Source organism: uncultured Marixanthomonas sp. (genome assembly GCF_963974425.1).
GTDB lineage: Bacteria > Bacteroidota > Bacteroidia > Flavobacteriales > Flavobacteriaceae > Marixanthomonas.
In genome coordinates this window covers 1-19044 of the sequence record NZ_CAXBCK010000061.1, presented here as the reverse complement: position 1 = coordinate 19044, position 19044 = coordinate 1, and the positions used below count along the sequence as shown (strand labels likewise).

General features: G+C 35.9%; 14 protein-coding genes. 10 read left to right on the top strand and 4 right to left on the bottom strand.

The window, feature by feature from the left end:
• Positions 1-620 precede the first annotated feature (620 nt).
• The 9 genes from AACZ92_RS14790 (at position 621) to AACZ92_RS14750 (ending at position 15705) form a co-directional block, all read left to right on the top strand.
• A complete protein-coding gene (locus AACZ92_RS14790) occupies positions 621-3578 on the top strand; it encodes a M4 family metallopeptidase (RefSeq protein ID WP_339702876.1) in 2958 nt (985 codons plus the stop codon).
• 126 nt (positions 3579-3704) lie between these two features.
• Positions 3705-5165 carry an ATP-binding protein gene (locus AACZ92_RS14785; protein ID WP_339702873.1) on the top strand — a complete coding sequence of 487 codons (1461 nt, stop codon included), beginning with the start codon at positions 3705-3707 and terminating at the stop codon, positions 5163-5165.
• A 48-nt stretch (positions 5166-5213) separates the two neighbouring features.
• Complete coding sequence (locus AACZ92_RS14780; protein WP_339702870.1) at positions 5214-5996, top strand: enoyl-CoA hydratase-related protein; 783 nt, start codon at positions 5214-5216, stop codon at positions 5994-5996.
• A 16-nt stretch (positions 5997-6012) separates the two neighbouring features.
• Positions 6013-7836 carry a Xaa-Pro dipeptidyl-peptidase gene (locus AACZ92_RS14775; protein ID WP_339702867.1) on the top strand — a complete coding sequence of 608 codons (1824 nt, stop codon included), beginning with the start codon at positions 6013-6015 and terminating at the stop codon, positions 7834-7836.
• A gap of 203 nt (positions 7837-8039) precedes the next feature.
• Positions 8040-9599 (top strand): hypothetical protein, encoded by a 1560-nt coding sequence (locus tag AACZ92_RS14770; RefSeq protein ID WP_339702864.1) that lies wholly within the window; start codon positions 8040-8042, stop codon positions 9597-9599.
• An 81-nt stretch (positions 9600-9680) separates the two neighbouring features.
• Entirely contained in the window at positions 9681-10757 is a 1077-nt protein-coding gene (locus AACZ92_RS14765) for a PA0069 family radical SAM protein (RefSeq protein ID WP_339702861.1), read from the top strand.
• A gap of 95 nt (positions 10758-10852) precedes the next feature.
• The gene (locus AACZ92_RS14760; RefSeq protein WP_339702860.1) at positions 10853-12529 is read left to right on the top strand and encodes a helix-turn-helix domain-containing protein; all 1677 of its coding nucleotides are present in this window, start codon (positions 10853-10855) and stop codon (positions 12527-12529) included.
• A gap of 212 nt (positions 12530-12741) precedes the next feature.
• Entirely contained in the window at positions 12742-13158 is a 417-nt protein-coding gene (locus AACZ92_RS14755; RefSeq protein WP_339702858.1) for a hypothetical protein, read from the top strand.
• Between the two features lie 249 nt (positions 13159-13407).
• Positions 13408-15705: a S9 family peptidase gene (locus AACZ92_RS14750; RefSeq protein WP_339702856.1), complete on the top strand. Its 2298-nt coding sequence runs from the start codon at positions 13408-13410 to the stop codon at positions 15703-15705.
• Between the two features lie 48 nt (positions 15706-15753).
• Here the strand turns inward: AACZ92_RS14750 and AACZ92_RS14745 are convergent, their stop codons facing one another.
• The 3 genes from AACZ92_RS14745 to AACZ92_RS14735 all read right to left on the bottom strand — a co-directional run bounded on the left by AACZ92_RS14745 (position 15754) and on the right by AACZ92_RS14735 (position 17722).
• On the bottom strand, positions 15754-16416 hold the full coding sequence (locus AACZ92_RS14745) for an HD domain-containing protein (RefSeq protein ID WP_339702853.1): 663 nt from the start codon (positions 16414-16416) through the stop codon (positions 15754-15756).
• A gap of 61 nt (positions 16417-16477) precedes the next feature.
• A complete protein-coding gene (locus tag AACZ92_RS14740; protein ID WP_339702850.1) occupies positions 16478-17221 on the bottom strand; it encodes a lysophospholipid acyltransferase family protein in 744 nt (247 codons plus the stop codon).
• Positions 17222-17311: 90 nt separating this feature from the next.
• Complete coding sequence (locus tag AACZ92_RS14735) at positions 17312-17722, bottom strand: BrxA/BrxB family bacilliredoxin (protein WP_339702847.1); 411 nt, start codon at positions 17720-17722, stop codon at positions 17312-17314.
• A 175-nt stretch (positions 17723-17897) separates the two neighbouring features.
• On the opposite strand from AACZ92_RS14735, the gene AACZ92_RS14730 reads away from it, so the two are divergent.
• Complete coding sequence (locus tag AACZ92_RS14730; RefSeq protein ID WP_339702879.1) at positions 17898-18641, top strand: TerB family tellurite resistance protein; 744 nt, start codon at positions 17898-17900, stop codon at positions 18639-18641.
• Here the strand turns inward: AACZ92_RS14730 and AACZ92_RS14725 are convergent.
• Positions 18638-19044: thioredoxin fold domain-containing protein (locus AACZ92_RS14725; protein ID WP_339702844.1), on the bottom strand; the 407-nt coding region annotated here is incomplete at its 5' end. The genes AACZ92_RS14730 and AACZ92_RS14725 overlap by 4 nt on opposite strands.

Sequence of the window (19044 nt, the reverse complement as noted above, 5' to 3'; positions counted from 1 at the left end):
TTTTTAACTTTAGAATTACTATTTATAAGAGCAGTAACAAAATTTTTCTTTTTTCCGAAGGAAATAGAAAGATTGTTAATGGAAAGAAGCAAATTGGTATTCATTAATTCAAATGTACCAATTTTAACTTTATTTCTATTTTTTTCTTATCCTATATAAACACTAGGGTTTACAGATTTTACCTACAAATTTTAACAATTTTAATCGTGTAGTTTGTCGATTATATTTTGATTTTATTAATATTTTAGGTTAATTGGTGTCAGATTTTTAACAATTAATCTGTTTTATTGCGGTTTATGACGAAAAAATACCTTTTTTATAAAACTACAAATCTCTTTAATTCTGTTAAAGACGAAAAGCGTACGATAAAGCACCCACCTCGATTATTTTCTAATTCATTTTTTCCGCTTATTACGCTTCTGCTTTATCCTATTGTTTCTTCCTTTTCTTCTACTGCACATTTTCAACATACTTTTCCAATACTATTTCTGTACCATTCTTATTGGTCAAAATCTAAGATAACATACGAGAAAACATAACATCGTATTGCCCCACAATACGTATCCCCACAATTATATTAAAATAATAAACCTAATTATTAACCCTAATATTCACTAATTATGAGAAACAATTATAAAGACATTGCTATTGCAGGGTCATTATTATTAGCTTCATTTATTGGTTTTGCACAGGAAAGTCCTGAAAAGCCAATTAAAAAGCTTAAAGTTTTTAACCAAACCGAAAACAAAGCGCTTGGAAATTCACAACAAGTACTTTCGCAACAACTACGATTACCGGAAGGTAATTCCCTTTCAAAAATTTCAGAAAAAGTAGATGAGTTGGGCTTCATTCACCGCGAATACCAACAGTACTACAACAACGTAAAAGTAGCTTTTAGTTCGAGTAAGATTCACGCTAAGGATGGTTCCATCGTAGCGATGAGTAACAACGTCTTCCGAATTAAAGATGTTTCCGTATCCCCAAAACTTAATAACTCCCAAGCATTAAACAGAGCACTGGCTCATGTTGGCGCAAACACCTATTTATGGGAGAACAAAGAAGAGGCTAATTTGGCAAACAACTATACAAAGCCTACTGGCGAATTAGTTGTTTTTCCAGCTATTGATAATATTTCAAGTAGCAATAGGTTGGCGTATAAGTTTGACATTTATGCTACCGCTCCATTATACCGTGCCGATGTTTACATTGATGCACAAACAGGAGTTTTTATAATGGAGAACAAACGTATTCATCACGCTAATACACCTGCATCAGGAAGCAGCCTTTACAATGGGAATGTTTCCTTTACGGCAGATAGTAACGGTGGCCAATACCGTTTACGCCAAACTGCAGATGGTAATGGAATACAAACCTTTGACTTAAACAACGGCACCAACTACAACAATGCTAGTGATATTACTAGTGGTAGCACTATCTTTAATGGTAATGCAACTGGTGTTCAAGCGCATTTTGGAGCTGAACAAACTCACAAATATTTTTCACAAAACCATAACAGAAATTCATACAATGGTTCTGGTGCTGTAATTCGCTCGTATGTAAGCTATTCTTCTAATTACGTAAACGCTTTTTGGGATGGTAGCCGTATGACCTATGGTGACGGTGATGGTGTAAATTATGGTCCTTTAGTATCTTTAGATATTGTAGGTCATGAAATTGCTCACGGAGTTACCGAATATACTGCCAACCTAGTATATAGCTATGAATCTGGAGCGTTAAACGAATCATTCTCTGATATTTTTGGTGAATCTATTGAAAATTATGCGCAAGGAAATAATGACTGGCTAATGGGTGATGCCATTGGTGCCGGTGGAAGTGGTGGAGCGTTGCGTTCTATGAGCAATCCAAATATCTATAACCAACCGGATACGTACCTAGGTACAAATTGGTATTCAGGTTCTGGCGATAATGGTGGTGTTCACTACAACTCAGGAGTTCAAAACTTTTGGTTTTACCTGCTAAGTACTGGAGGTAACGGAACCAATGACAATGGAGATAGCTATAGCGTTTCAGCAATTGGAATGGATACAGCAGCTTCTATTGCGTACAGAAATTTATCCGTCTACTTAAACTCAAACTCGCAATACGACGATGCTAGGGCAGGTTCTATCCAAGCAGCCATTGACTTACATGGAGCTGGAAGTGCTGAAGAAATCGCTGTTACCAATGCGTGGCATGCGGTAGGTGTTGGAGAGCCTTATGACGGCGGAAACCCACCGCCACCAGACGAGTGTGTAACTGGCGATGTGTATTTATCAATTACATTTGATAATTACCCAGAAGAAACAGCTTGGACTTTAAAAGATGGTTCGGGATCTACAATAGATTCTGAAAGCTATTCAAGTTCTAACGCTGATGGTTCTACTGTAAATGTTACTTTTTCAGATCTTGATGTAGATGATTATACCTTTACCATTACAGATGCATACGGAGACGGGATTTGCTGTTCGTATGGAAATGGTTCATACACCTTATCAACTGATGATGGAACAATTGTTTCCGGAGGTGATTTTGGAAATTCTGAAGCTACACAGTTTTGTGTTGAAGGAAATGGAAGTGGTGCTGATACTGAAGCGCCAACTGCTCCAACAAGCTTGACAGCTTCTAATATTACTGAAACAACAGCAGACCTTTCTTGGAACGCTTCTTCAGATAATGTTGGTGTTACTGAGTATGAAGTATTTCAAGGTAGCACTTCATTAGGAACAACTGTAAATACATCGACTCAAATTACTGGATTAGCTGCCAACAACAACTATACGTTTAGTGTTAAAGCAAAAGATGCAGCAGGAAATGTTTCTGGAGCTTCTAATAGTGTAAATGTAACGACTGGTTCTCCTTCAAATGTTGACTATTGTGACTCACAAGGAAACAATTCTTCATATGAGTGGATTGACTTAGTAAGATTGAACAACTTAGACAATGCAACTGGAAACAACGGTGGTTATGCAGATTTCACAAGTATGTCTGCTAATGTACCGTATGGCTCTAATACTATTAACATAAGTGCTGGTTTCGCTAGCTCTAGTTATACAGAATACTGGAAAATTTGGATTGATTATAACCAAAACGGAACTTTTGAGAGCAGTGAAGCTGTTGTTAGTGGTTCTTCCAGCAGTGCAGGAACATTAAACGCTAGTTTTTCTGTACCTAGTTCAGCAGCTGCAGGATCAACAAGAATGCGAGTTTCAATGAAGTATAATAGTGCTCAAGGAGCTTGTGAATCGTTTAGTTACGGTGAAGTGGAAGACTACACGGTAAATATTGGTCAAACAGCATATACGGCAGGCGGCAACACCGATGGTGAAAACCTTGGAACAGATGGAGCAGCATTCGGAATTAATATTTATCCAAATCCTGCAAAAAACATTTTAAATGTTGAATTATTAGATAATAGAGAAGCAACGTATTCAATTTACAATGTACTTGGACAACAAGTATTAAACGGTTCTATTAACAGAACTGCAACCATCAACGTTTATACTCTTTCTAACGGTCTGTATCTTGTAAAGATTAATGACGGGCAGAAAGAACTGGTAGATCGATTTATTAAAGAGTAAAGTTTAATTAATTACCAGAGTTTAGAAAACCCTCATTTCCTAATGGAAGTGGGGGTTTTTCTTTTTTGAAACCTGATCTCCAATTTCGGTTTAATTATTGCTATATTCCCTTTGTAAAACATATTCATGAAAATTTTCAGGCATTCATTGCGCAATCGCATTTTCTTTTCTATGCTATTATTGGTGGTTGGGGCCTCAATTTTGATAGCCTTGGTTACTGTATATCAATATCAAGAGGAGGCAAAAGATTATCATCGGGATCGCTTAGAGCGTAAGGAAACAGCTATTCGCGAAAAAATAAATTATGTTTTAAAAGAAACTACTTACCCAGTAGAAACAGCTAAAATTCCTCTTATTTTTAAAGATGAAATTTATGAAATTAAAGAAATTCATAACCTTGAAGTTTATTTGTACGATCTAGACGGAAACCTCTTAAAATCGTCAAAAGCATCTTTTTTAAAGGATACTGCCAATCAGAAAATGTCAGATACGGCACTAACTGCCTTACGTAATTCTTCTAACAAACATTATGTAAAGAACTTTACTGAAGCCGGACAGGAGTTTCAATCGTCTTATTCATACATAACCGACAACTATTTTAAACCTTTGGCGATACTGAATCTTCCATATATTGAAGACGACGGATTTATAAAAAAAGAACTAAAACAAAACCTAACCCGCTTGGGGATGGCATATTTGTTAATGCTATTGATTGCTATTGCTTTGGCATACTTTCTTTCAAAATACATTACAAAATCATTAAATACCATTAGTGAAAAAATAACCGAAACCCGGCTTAATAAACGCAATAAAAAGATAGTAATAGATTCCACTACCGAAGAAATTTCAACCCTTGTAAATGCCTATAATGGTATGATTGAAGAGCTTGAAAATAGTGCTGCACAATTAGCAACAAGTGAGCGAGAGGCTGCTTGGCGCGAAATGGCAAAACAGGTAGCCCACGAAATTAAAAACCCGTTAACCCCCATGCGTTTGACGGTACAAAGTTTTCAGCGAAAATTTAATCAAAACGATCCTGATATTGAAAAGCGTTTAGACGAATACAGTAAAACCCTTATTCAGCAAATTGATACAATGAGTTCTATTGCCGAAGCATTTTCAAACTATGCAAAGATGCCTGCCCAGCAAGATGAAACGCTTAATGTGGTTAAAATAACTAAACTCGCTCTTGATATTTTTAACGAAGACTATATTGAATTTCATTCTGAAGAAGAAGAAATCATCGCTAAATTAGACCGCACACAGCTAATTAGAGTTGTGACTAATTTGGTTAAAAATAGCATTCAAGCTATTGAGCAAATTAAACCAGAAACCCCGTTGGTTAAAGTCACGGTAACTTCAGAAGAAAAACTTGTTTGTGTGCGTATTTCTGATAATGGTCCAGGAATTTCAGAAATTAATAAAGAAAAAGTGTTCGAACCTAAATTTACCACTAAAAATAGCGGCATGGGACTCGGTCTTGCTATGGTAAAAAACATTGTGGAAACATACGGAGGCACCATAACGCTCAAATCTGAAGAAGGCGAAGGAGCTACATTTACTGTACGCTTTTTAAGACAGTTATAAGCGATTTTGTATTTTTGTCTTCACAAAAAAACTGAAAAAAAATTAAATATGAAATTTGAAAACCTAGGTTACAAACACGATAGTGGTATTACTACTATTACCATTGATCGTCCTAAGAAACTAAATGCCCTTAATCAGGCTACCATACAAGAACTTCACGAAGCCTTTAAAGAAGCAGAAGACGACTCTAATACCAAAGTAATTATTATTACTGGAAGCGGCGAAAAAGCATTTGTTGCCGGAGCTGATATTAGTGAGTTTGCAGACTATTCTGTGGTTCAAGGAGAGCAATTAGCAGCAAAAGGACAAGCTAAACTATTCGATTTTGTCGCACATCTTTCTACTCCGGTAATTGCCGTTGTAAATGGATTCGCTTTAGGAGGAGGATTAGAGTTAGCCATGTCTGCACATTTCAGAATTGCTAGTGATAATGCTAAAATGGGGCTTCCAGAAGTTTCATTAGGAGTAATTCCTGGTTACGGTGGTACGCAACGTTTACCTCAATTGGTAGGAAAAGGTCGTGCCATGGAAATGATTATGACCGCAGGAATGATTGACGCCGCACAAGCATTGGAATATGGGTTAGTAAATCATGTTACCTCTCAAGAGGAAGTAATGGATTTAGCTTTAAAAATCGCTGGTAAAATCATGAAAAACTCTTCAGTAGCAGTTGGAGCTGCTATATCATCGATAAACGCTGGATTTGAAGAAGGGGAAAATGGTTTTGAAACTGAAATCACCGAATTTGGAAAATGTTTTGGCACTGCCGATTTTAAAGAAGGAACTAGTGCCTTTTTAGAAAAACGTAAACCGAAATTCCCTGGGCAATAGATAAATTCTAAATATAATGAAAAAATACATCCTATTCTTTATCCTTTGGACCGTTGCGTTCAACATAACAGCCCAAGAAAAGGCAAAACCCACATTTAAAGACGGCGAAGCACAGATTGTTGAAGCGTTTGAAAATCCAAAAGATTGGATACGAGAAGACCTTTGGGTGGAAACTACCTTCGATACTGATGGCGACACCAAGCTAGACCGCATGCACGTAGCAGTAACAAGACCCAAACAAACAGAAACGGAGGGGTTGAAGCTACCTGTTGTATATGAGACTAGTCCTTATTTTGCAGGGGTAGCACCAAATGTGGAGGGTGCTTTTCACGATGTAAAACACGAATTAGGTGATGTAGCGAAAGAGATTGTCCATCCTTCGGTAACAAGAAGGGGTGAACGCCCTATCATTTCAAATTCAAAAATAAATACTTGGGTGCCTAGAGGGTATATTGTAGTGCATTCCTCTTCTCCTGGCACAGGTCTTTCGCAAGGTTCGCCAACAGTTGGTGGTGATAATGAATCTTTGGCGCCAAAAGCGGTGATTGATTGGCTAAACGATCGTGCAAAAGGTTATAAAACACCTTATGGAGATGAAGAAGTTAAGGCTTATTGGACTACTGGAAAAGTTGGGATGACGGGCACATCGTATAACGGAACCTTGCCACTTGCGGCTGCTACAACTGGTGTGGAAGGATTAGAGGCAATCATTCCCATTGCACCGAACACTTCTTATTACCATTATTATAGATCAAACGGGTTAGTGCGTTCTCCTGGTGGATATTTAGGAGAAGATGTGGATGTGTTGTACGATTTTATACATAGCGGCGATGAATCTAAACGAGCGTATGCCGATTCTGTGTATCGTGATACTGAAATAAGAAATGGAATTGACCGTAAAACAGGTGATTATAACGAGTTTTGGGCAGGTCGCGATTACTTAAATGATATGAAGCCCATGAAAGCCGCTTTATTGATGTCGCACGGTTTTAACGATTGGAATGTAATGCCCGAGCATAGTTACCGTATTTACAAAGCTGCAGAAGAAATGGGATTGCCTGCAAAAATTTACTATCATCAATATGGTCATGGTGGGCCACCGCCAGTATCGATGATGAACCGTTGGTTTACAAAATATCTTTTCGGTATTGATAATGGAGCCGAAAAAGGTCCAAAAGCATACATTGTGCGTGAAAACGATTCAAATGATAATCCAACAGCTTATGCTAATTACCCAAATCCAGAGGCTGAAAACGTTACGTTATACTTAAAAAAAGACGGTCTTAAAACAGGAACGTTAACCAACCAAAAGGTGAAAAGTCAAGGCAAACAAACCTTGCTAGATGATTATACGCTCTCGGGTGATTCGTTATCACAATTGGCAAACTCTAAGCACCGTTTGTTATTTGTAACGCCTATTTTAAAGGAAGACGTTCATCTTTCGGGTTTATCTACTTTGAAAATTAAATTGGCCAGCAGCAAACCTGCGGCAAACTTATCTGTTTGGATGGTTTCTTTACCTTGGAACAAAGAAAAGAAAACTAAAATAACGGACAATATCATTACAAGAGGTTGGGCAGATCCCCAAAACTATAAGTCACTTACTGAAAGCGAGCCTTTAACACCAGGTAAATTTTACGAGTTATCTTTTAACCTTATTCCAGACGATCAGGTAATTCCAGCTGGACAGCGGATTGGGTTAATGATTTTTTCTAGCGACAATAAATTTACGCTCTTGCCAAAACCAGGTACCGAATTGACCATCGACCTTGATGAGACAAATATTACAATTCCAGTAGTTGGTGGAAAGGAAAAAATTGAGAAAGCTTTAAAGGAGTAAAACGTGGCAAGAAGAACCTAAGTCAAAATTTCTAGGAAAATAAAAGGAGTTTTTGTTTAAATGATAACTTCTATAAAAGCCTCAACTATAACGAACTGTAGTTGAGGTTTTTTTATTTGAAAAATGTGGTATGTTTAAGTATTTAAAACTTTAAAAAGAAATTTTTTTATATTTTGTGGGCTTATTCACATAAAAACTAACCAATGAAGAATTTTATTACTGTATTTTCAATGCTGTTTTGCACCTTACTCATTGCACAAAACGATGCTGTTTCAATAGCCAAAAGCGAAATTTTTAAAGACAAGAAAAAACATACCGAACTTGTGTTCTCTGAAGATGATGGGCAAGGAGGTGTCGTTACAGTTCGAATGTTTTATGGGGGTCTATTAAAAACTCCGAGGGGATATTATATAGAACATTTCGATTCTGATTTAAACTTAAAAAGCAATGCAGAAATAGAAGTTGATCAAAGTGAAATTGAAGGCATATTAGTAAGTGATGGGAAAATACACTTATTCGAAAAGAAATTAGGTGACGAATATTTCGAAATTAATAGATTAACATCCAGTACAGAAAAATTAGACTTCTCTTCTAACGTGTTACTTAAAATAGATCAAGATGATATTAAAAAATATTTCGCAATAGGTATAGGCGCATTATTATTTAATAATGGAGCTGCTCAAGGTGACAACGATTCATTTGGAGAGGTTACTTTTTCTAAAGATAAAAATTTTATGGCCTTTAATTTCGACATAAAGGATAAAGATAATGAAGTACATAGAATTTATGTGTTCAATAAAAATTTCGAAAAAGTATATGAAAAAGAGTTTACTAAAAACATTAAAGATAAATACTTTGAATATGAAAATGTAACTGTAGATGATACAAACGGAACTGTTTACTTTTTAGGAAAAACCTTTAAAGGCGAATCTAAACGTAAAAAGAAAAAAGGAAAAATAAACTATCATTATGAGCTTTATAAAATTAATAAAGATGAACAAAAAATGATATCGTTTGAGACCGATGAACATTTTGTCGCTTCGTTAACAACGGTTAAAGCCGGATCATTTTTATCATGTGTAGGTTTCTACTCTGAAAAAAAAGAAAGTCGTTATAAGGGCGTAATTCGATATAATATTAACACAGCAGATTTTACATTAGAAGAGAAATCATTCCAACCCTTTACAGAACAGTTCATTATTGACAAATATGGAAAGAAAAAAGATAAGGAACTTTCTTCACTTCGATATCGTGGAATTTTTTTAGATGAAAACACAGGTGATATTGTGTTAAACGCTGAAGAATATTTTTTTACGCAACGTATGAATATGAATATGGGCTCAACAAGTACCTATTATCACTATAATGATATTGTATCTATAAAAATTGATGCAAATGGAACATTGGAGTGGGCCAGAAATATAAATAAAAAGCAAACATCCATGAATCCTAGTTTTAACGAAGAATCTTATACATCTACTTATAAAGATGGTAATGTGTATATTTTTCTAAATGGATCTAAAAAAGTAAAAAAAATACGAAACGATCGCATTGAATTTAAAAATGCAAAGGCGAAAAATTTAAATCTTTATTTATTAGAAATTGATGCCGAAGGTAATTTCGATTATTCAATTATTCAAACCGACGATCAATTAGAGGTGCCTTTATATGTAAGTCAAGGTACATTACTAGATAAAGGAGAAGATATAATTTTCTTAGGAAGAAAAAGCAAGAAGAAACAATTAGTTAAAGTTTCTATATAAAAGGAATTATTCCAATTTAAAAAGGATTATATCCATTAATTAAATTAACTTTGAAGTATTAAAGTACTTCAAAGTTTTTTTATGTCCAATTCTGAAAATTATATAAAAGGTCGCGGCGCACAAAAGCGGGTTCATAATCGTTTTTTTGAACTGAGTCATGAACTTCGAGACGACTTTTTAAACTACTGTGAGGCCGAAGGCGAAGAAGCCGATGCCAACAAAACAAAGTACATCGATGTATTTCCAAAAACCTTTGTCAATAAAGTAGATAGCCCCGATGTTGGGATGGGCTATTCGGCTAATCCGTATCAAGGTTGCGAGCATGGTTGTGTGTATTGTTACGCTCGCAATAGCCACGAATATTGGGGGTACGGTGCTGGTCTCGATTTTGAACGAACCATTTTAGTTAAAAAGAATGCACCAGAGCTTTTAGAGAAAAAACTAAAAAGCAAATCATGGGAACCAAATACCATTGTTTTTAGCGGGAATACAGACTGTTACCAACCCATTGAGCGTAAACTTCAGATAACTCGAAAATGCCTTGAAGTAATGCTAAAATGGAACCACCCAACGGGTATTATTACCAAAAACGCTTTATTATTACGGGATTTAGATATTCTGAAAGAAATGGCAAAACTGAATATTATTTCAGTAAATATTTCAATAACATCGCTGTCTGAAGAAACCCGTCGATTATTAGAACCCAGAACGGCAAGTATTAAACAACGGTTAAAAGCGGTTGAGGTGCTTTCAGAAAACGGAATCCCAGTTCGGGTGATGATGGCTCCAATTATCCCTTCTTTGAATAGTCATGAAATTCTTCCGTTAGTTAAGAAAGTTTCCAAATTAGGGGCGAAAGGGGTTTCCTATACCATTGTTCGACTTAATGGACAAATAGCCACGATTTTTGAAGACTGGGCCCGTAAAACCATCCCAGATCGTGCCGATAGAATCCTCAACCAAATCGCTGAATGCCATGGCGGAACCTTAAACGATAACCAATGGGGCAGGCGCATGCGCGGCGAAGGAACAATTGCTACACAGGTTAAAAACACAATGGCTATTGCAAAAAATAAGTATTTAAAAGGTAGAGAAATACCATCTTTAGAAACGAAACACTATTTAGACCTGAAAAACCCGCAAATGCGTTTGTTTTAAATTGGTATCTTTGAGTTTTATTGTTACAAAATTCCGTTTTTGGCTACTTACAATTTATGAGAAATTACCTATTTCTTTTTTTCGCTGTCACACTTGTGTCTTATTCATTTTCGCAGACCGAAGAAGACCTATCTCGATTGTCTTTTGATGCTATAAGGGACTCCATTCATAAATATGAGTTTTCTAATATGCCGAAAGCCATCAAAGCTTCTGAAGCTTATATTTTAAAAGGGAAAAGAGAAGATGACAAAGCTGAAGAATGGTTAGGGATGGAGTCTGTAGTCCTAATCTACGTTAATTTCAGGATGTACAAAGAGGCCAATGAACAATCTGAAAAAACACTTGACTTTGCCCGAGAAAGCAACCTTCCAAAAAAGGAGATGAGAGCTCTTACATTACTTGGTGATTTGCAAAGTATAGCGACGACTGTTGATAAACAATTGTACTATTATAATGAGTTGTTAAAACTTGCAAAAGCTCAAAATAATGAACAGTATAGGGAAACCGCACTTAATAAAATAGCTGGTGTTCAAGATTTAAGCGGAAATACTAAAAAAGCTCTAGCCATTCGCAAAAAATCACTAAAATATTACCAAAACAAACCGTTAGATTCAAATTTTACTCAAATAAAAAAGAACAGTGCTATTGTTTCATTATATGGGAGTTTAGCATTTTCACACATTAAATTAGAGCAACTAGACTCTGCAAAATTATATAACGAATACGTTAAACAATTTCAAGAAAAAGAACTTGACTCTTGCTATTTGGGCTTTTCCTATAGTATAGATGCAGAAATAGCATATAAAGAAAAAAAGTTTGAAACCGCTAGAAAAGCTTATAGGAAGGCATACACGATTTGCCCTAGCGAATATGATTTAATACAACTAAACAAAGCATATGCTTTTGGTAAAATAGAGGTTGGTGCAAAAAATTATCATGAGGCAATTAGAATATTACAACAAGGTCTTGACGATTATCAAGTAACTGCTGCAGAAGAAGGTTTCATGAGGGATTATTACGAAAAGTTGGCCGAAGCCTATAAACACACAGGTGACTTTGAAAGGGCAAGTTATTATTATGAAAAATACCTTACCACACAAGCTGAATTTAATAAATTAAAAGAGAGCGCTAAGGAAAGCTTTATTAAAAAAGAAAGAGCCGCTTTCAAAAAAGATTTTGATGCTTTGGTTTCCGAAAAAGAAAAGAGTCAATCAAAACTTAACTATTTATTACTGGGAGGCTCTATAATTATTTTAATACTTCTGTTTCTGTTGCTGAAATTTTATCGAAACAAGAAAGCGAACGAAGCAAAATTCGAAGCTTTATTGGCAAAAATTAAAGCTGCCGAGAAACCCGAAGATATCATTGATACCAAGGACGAAGTATTGGAAGAAAAAAACAGCACTGATGTTGCCGAAGAAACGAAACAACAAATACTCGACGGATTAAAAAAACTGGAAAAACAAGAGTATTTTTTAAAACAGGATTGCAACTCATACAATGTTGCCAAAAAGATAAACACCAATACATCGTACCTTTCTAAAGTTATTAATTCGCACTTCGGAAAAAACTTCAACACTTATATTAATGACCTTCGTATTAATTATACCATTGTCCGGTTAAAGGACGATGTTATTTTTAGGTCCTATTCCATTCAATCTATCGCTGAAGAAGTAGGCTATAAATCTGCCGACTCGTTTACAAAATACTTCAAAAAAGATACTGGGCTAAACCCTTCTTTCTACATCAAGAATATTAAAAATGTAGCCTAAAAATCCCTTTCACACCCTAAATTTATAAATATGGGGTTTGCAGTATTGTCAGGAGTTATTATTTCTTAAAAAAGCTTAAAACCTACTGTTTAAAGTGTGTTTCACAGTTTCGTTGCCGCCCCAATTTCCTAAAACTGGGGTGGCTTCTCTTTTTATATTGTGCATTGTGTTGCAGATTTGTTTTCAGAAAGTAACCATTTAAGATTTTTATTATGAAAACACAAAGTAAAACGAAAAGCACAAAAAAGTTAATCTTAAAATTATTGATAGGGTTTATAATAGGAATCTCTTTTGGTTTCGGGATTGGCAAAATGGTAAAATCTAATACAAAATTTACCAATTCAATTGAAACCACACTTCAGCAAAATTGTAATTGTGAGCGTATAGAACCTGGAAATAGTTATACGGGAATTCAATTCATTAAAAATGATGGCATCAGTACTACTAAATTAAATTTCACATTAATGAATTGCGATTTTACGTCTTCTGCAGAAAAAGAAGCAAAAAGATTGAATGATGTTTTGATAGACGAAGTGGAAGATTATGATTCAGTAGATTTTATCACTTTTTACTTCAAATCAGATGAGAAAAACGGAACCGTAAGAATCAAGGACGGAACCATCTTATAATCAAAAAACAATTCAGTATAACTAAAACATACCATTATGAAAACTTCAAAAAAGCAAACAATTTTATGGTTCGTAGCTTTTGCTTTTATTGGCTGCATATTTGTAAATCAATATATTCACTTGCAACGCCATTAATAATGAACAATAAAACCACAAAACGTATTAAACTTATAAAATTTGCAATTGGCATCTTAATAGGTGTAACAATTTATCTATTTATTCAACTAATCTTTTAAAACTAACAAAACTATGACAACACTTGTAAAATATTCAATTGTACTGGCGATACTCTTATTTGGAGCGTCAGCACAAGCTCAAAAATTAGACGGCTCTTATAGCGGCACTCTTGATGTTCAAGGAATGCAAATGGAGTTGATTGTTAATATCATGCCAACTGAAGACGGCTACGAAGCAACCCTAGATGTTCCTGCCCAAGGTGCTTCAGGAATCGAACTTGATTCGGTAGTTTTGCAGGACGAAACTGTGACCATTACATCGGCTAAAATGAAAATGACCTATACAGGAACATTAACCGATGATGGCATGGATGGAACCTACGAACAAATGGGAAAAGAATACCCACTAACATTCAAGAAAACTGTGAAGACAAAACCAGGAAACACAACATTACCCTCTACCGAAGCCGAATTGGATAAACTTGCTGCAAAAGAAAAAGGCGACTATAAATACTCTGTAGAAGATTACTTTACAACTCCAGAAGCTTTTTCGTTTAAGCTGTCCCCGAACGGGAAATACATCGCGTATATGAAACGTAGAAAGTCTGGTGAGCGTGACTTGTATTTAAAAGAAACCGCAACACAAAAAGAAACCCTTTTGAAAAAACAAGAGGAAGACTTAATACGTGGTTTTGCTTGGGCAAATAACAACCGTATTTTATACCTTCAAGACAAAGGTGGTGATGAAAACTATCATGTTTATGGAGTTGATGTTACAGGGGAAAACAGCAAGGAGCTAACTCCTTTTGAAGGCGTACGAGTTAATATCATCGAAAGCTTAAAAGAGGATGAAAACCATGTGATTGTACAGATGAATAAGGACAACCTACAACAGGAAGAGCCATATCGTCTAAATATAAACACAGGAGAAGTGACCAAACTGTACACTGTGCAAGCGGGTGACCCACCAGTTGCTGGTTATAATTTTGACCGTAAAGGAAACTTACGAGCCATTAACCGCATTGTTGACGGAGTTAAAACCGAGCTATTATACAAGATTGACGGAGAATTTAAACAAGTAAAACTTACTGAATTTGGAGATACGTTTGGTATTTCTTCTTTTAATCCGAATACCGAATATCCAGATGATGCATATGTAGTGTCAAATCTTGATGGTGATAAAATTGAGATTCAACTGTACGATTTAAAGAAAGACAAAAAAATAAAAACAGTTTTCAGTAATGATACCTTTGATGTATCTGGCATGTCACTTTCCAGAAAACGTAATTACGAAATAGACTATTTTAGTTATACAGGCGAAAAATCTGTGATTACTCCTGTTAGTAATACGTATAAAAAAATCTATAAACGGCTACAAAAAGAGTTTGGTGATAAGCAGTTTTTTACCGTTGGCAGAACTGATGACGAGTCAAAATATATGGTAGCCGTTACCAGTGATAAAATTGTAGGAGAATATTATTTGTACGATGTAGAAAAAGATAATGTTACCTTACTGTACAAGTTATTGCCACAGCTAAAAGCTGAAGATATGGCAAGTATGAAGCCTATTACCTTTAAAAGTCGCGACGGACTTACTATCCACGGATATATTACGTTACCCGATGATTATAAAAAAGGACAAAAAGTACCATTAATTGTAAATCCACACGGAGGTCCACAAGGTGTTCGTGATAATTGGGGCTTTAATCCAGAAGCACAGTTGTTTGCAAGTCGAGGCTACGCAACATTGCATGTAAACTTTAGAGTGTCTGGTGGCTATGGAAAAGAATTTTTAAAAGCAGGTTTTGGGCAAATAGGCCGTAAAGCGATGGACGATGTAGAAGATGGCGTTGATTATGTAGTAGAACAAGGTTGGGTCGATAAAGACCGAGTAGCCATTTATGGTGGTAGCCATGGTGGATATGCTGTATTGCGCGGTATGACGAAAACACCAGATAAATATGCTTGTGGTGTGGATTATGTTGGGGTAAGTAACTTAAATACTTTTATGGAAACCATTCCTCCATACTGGGAAAAGTACCGTGAGTTACTATATAAAATCTGGTACAACCCAAACAACCCAGAAGAGAAAGCGATTATGGATGAAATATCTCCAGCATTACACGTGGATAAAATAAAGAATCCATTATTAGTAGTACAAGGAGCAAATGATCCTCGTGTGAATATAAATGAAGCTGATCAAATTGTAGAGACCCTTAGAGAAAAAGGCGTAGAAGTACCGTATATGGTGAAATACGATGAAGGTCACGGATTTGGTAAAGAAGAAAACAGATTAGAACTTTACAACGCTATGATGGGCTTTTTCGCAGAGCACCTAAAGGTTGAAAAAACAAGTCCTGTAAAAGGATAACCATTAATTTATTTGAATATTTAAAATGCCGGTACACTTGTATCGGCATTATTTTTTTCCATCCCATTCTGCATAAAATTGTTGCAGAAATGTTTCCATAAACACATGCCTTTCTGCGGCGATACGCCGTCCGGTTTCGGTGTTCATTCGGTCTTTTAAAAGCAACAATTTTTCGTAAAAATGATTGATGGTTGGTGCTTCTGAAGCTTTATATTCAGCTGGAGACATCTGTAAATTAGGTTGTATGTCAGGATTGTAAAGTGTTCTGTTTTTAAATCCGCCGTAATTGAAGGTGCGGGCAATACCAATAGCTCCCAACGCGTCTAACCGATCGGCATCTTGAACCACCGCTAATTCATTTGAATGAAAAGCTTGTGTTTTGTTTCCACCTTTAAATGAAATATTTTTGATGCTTTGCACTACGTGTTCAATAATTTCTTCGGAAACACCTTCTGAAGTTAAAAAATCAGTTGCTTTTTTAGGGCCAACCGCTTCATCACCATCGTGGAATTTTGAATCTGCAATGTCGTGTAACAAAGCGCCTAAAGCTACAATTAAAGTGTCTACTTGCTCAGTTTCCGAAATATGCATCGCATTTTTATACACACGTTCAATATGAAACCAATCGTGTCCCCCTTCAGCATTTTTCAATTCTTCTTTTACAAAGGCAATGGTATTATTAATGAGTATTTCTGAAGGTTTTTTAATCATAGTGTTTGTTTCAGGTGTTTTACTTTTTCGCTTTAATAAATCTAATGCCTCACCTTTAATTTTAAACGGTAATGTTAGATTTAACTTGAGTTTCTACCAAATCGATCAGCGCTTCGGGTTCGTGCTCTGAAACTTTAAAGGAGGGGTGTACAATTAACTGCATACGAACCCCAATAGGAATTGGGAACATACCGTGACGTTGTAATTTCCAGGAATGGCTAATGCTTACCGGAAGTACATAAGCATCGGGTGCTTTTTTAAATAAGGTGAGCAATCCTGTTTTTCTGAAAGGTTTTGGGTTACCGTCCTTACTTCGAGTTCCTTCAGGAAAAATAACCACGCTACGGTTGTGTTTTGACACGTATTTGGCAATTTTAATGATTTCCCCAGCCGCTTGTCTTGGGTTTTTTCGGTCTATCAAAACACTTCCGCCATGTTTTAAATTATACGAAATAGAAGGAATTCCTTTTCCCAATTCAATTTTTGAGATAAATTTTGGGTGATATTTCCGTAGAAACCATATAATAGGCGAAATGTCCCACATGCTTTGATGATTTGAAACCATGATAATGGGAACGTTGTTAGGAATACTGCTGTTGATAGTAACATCGAAAGAGGTTCCTACCAAATTTAGACACCGTAAAATAACCCAATTAAAATAATCCACGCTCTTTTTATGGGCTTCGTATCCAAAAACATTAAAACAAACCCATTGAATAGGATGAAAAACAAGAAGGTTCAACCCAAAAAACAGGTAAAAGATAACCGACAAGGGATAACTTAAAATATGCGAAAGCTGTTTCATAGTTTATCAAAAGTAAAAAATCCGCTTCCAAAAATATTCAGAAGCGGAGTAATTTATTTTTTAATCGCTGGTTGCGCTAAAAAAGAAGGATTAACAGTGCTCGTCAAAAGCTCCTTTTAAGTTTTCAGCAATCATATCTGCTGGGCGACCTTCAATGTGATGGCGCTCTAGCATATGTACTAACTCTCCATTTTTAAATAAAGCCATAGAAGGCGAACTTGGAGGGAATGGTACCATTTGTGCTCTGGCAGCATCAACCGCTTCACGGTCAACACCTGCAAATACAGTTACCAAATTATCGGGTGTTTTTGCATTTTGAAGCGACATACGAGCTCCAGGACGCGCATTTGCAGCAGCACAACCACAAACTGAATTTACCACAACTAAGGTGGTTCCTTCTTTCTGCATGGCTTGCTTTACCTCTTCTTCAGTGAATAATTCGGAAAAACCAATGTTGGTAAGGTCTTCACGCATAGGTTTTACTAATTCCGGTGGATACATAATATGTTCAATTTAAGTGTGTAACAATTTTTTACAAAGATAACTAATTTTTAATGGGTTTACGGTTAAGTAACCCTAAGTCTGAAATACCTAACAAGGAATGTCCAGTTCATTATTGGGTAGTGCAGGAAATGGTTATCTTTGGTCGCAATTTTTAAAAGAAATTACAAGAAGTATGATTCGTTGGTTTGCAGCTTTTATTGGTTATATGGTGTACCGTTTTCCGGGAGCTATTGTTGGATTTTTATTAGGAAGCTTATTAGATAATTTTATTGGAGGAAATAAATCAGGGGGTGGTTTTCAACGCACTTTTCAACAGCAACAAAGGCAAGGCGTTACTCCAGCCGACTTTGAACTGAACTTGCTTTCATTGGCATCTTTGGTTATTAAAGCCGATGGAAATGTAAGCCAACAAGAATTAGATTATGTACGCAAGTATTTTGTACAGGCCTACGGAAGGGAACGTGCCAATGCTACGTTTCGGGTTTTTAATGACGAAATAAAAAAACGAGAGATTTCTGCAGCAAAAATTTGTAGTATGTTCCGGCAGCGTATGCGGTACGAATCCCGCTTACAAGTGCTTCACTTTCTTTTTAGTATTGCGAATGCAGATGGACGTGTAAGTGATCCTGAAGTACGAAAAATAAATGAGATTTCAGGTTATTTAGGCGTTTCAGCACGTGATTTTGCCAGTATAAAAGCCATGTTCTTTAAAAATCCGGATAGTGCCTATAAAATTCTAGAAATTGACCGAACGGCTACTGATGCTGAGGTTAAAAAAGCCTACCGCACGATGGCTAAAAAATACCATCCCGACAAATTGCAGCATATGGACGAAGCCTATAGAAAAGGGGCTGAGGAAAAATTTAGGAAAGTGCAAGATGCCTATGAACAGCTTCAGAAAGAGCGGGGGTTTTAAGACGATAGGTCTATAATAACTTCCATTAATTTTTTGGGACTTAAATATTCAAAAACTCGATTAGTTATTGCGAAATCTTCATCTAAAAAAACGGTAGCGGGCAATGAAAAAGGTACTCCCTCGCGAGAGGCGAAGAGCTTTGCTATTTCGTGAATAGGATTTCGTTTGGTTTTAGCTTCTGTGTTATTAAAAACCACGCCGTCAAAAGCGAATGATTTAGTTGTTTCAGTATTTAATTTTACAACGTAATAATCTCTATTTAGTTTTTTAATTATTTCAGGTTTTTTAAAGGCTGCTTGCTCCATTTTTTTGCAATACACACACCAATCTGCATAGAAAAATAACATGACCTTCTTAGGTTTAACCGAAAGAGAATCGTCTAATTGCTCGAATGTTATCCAAT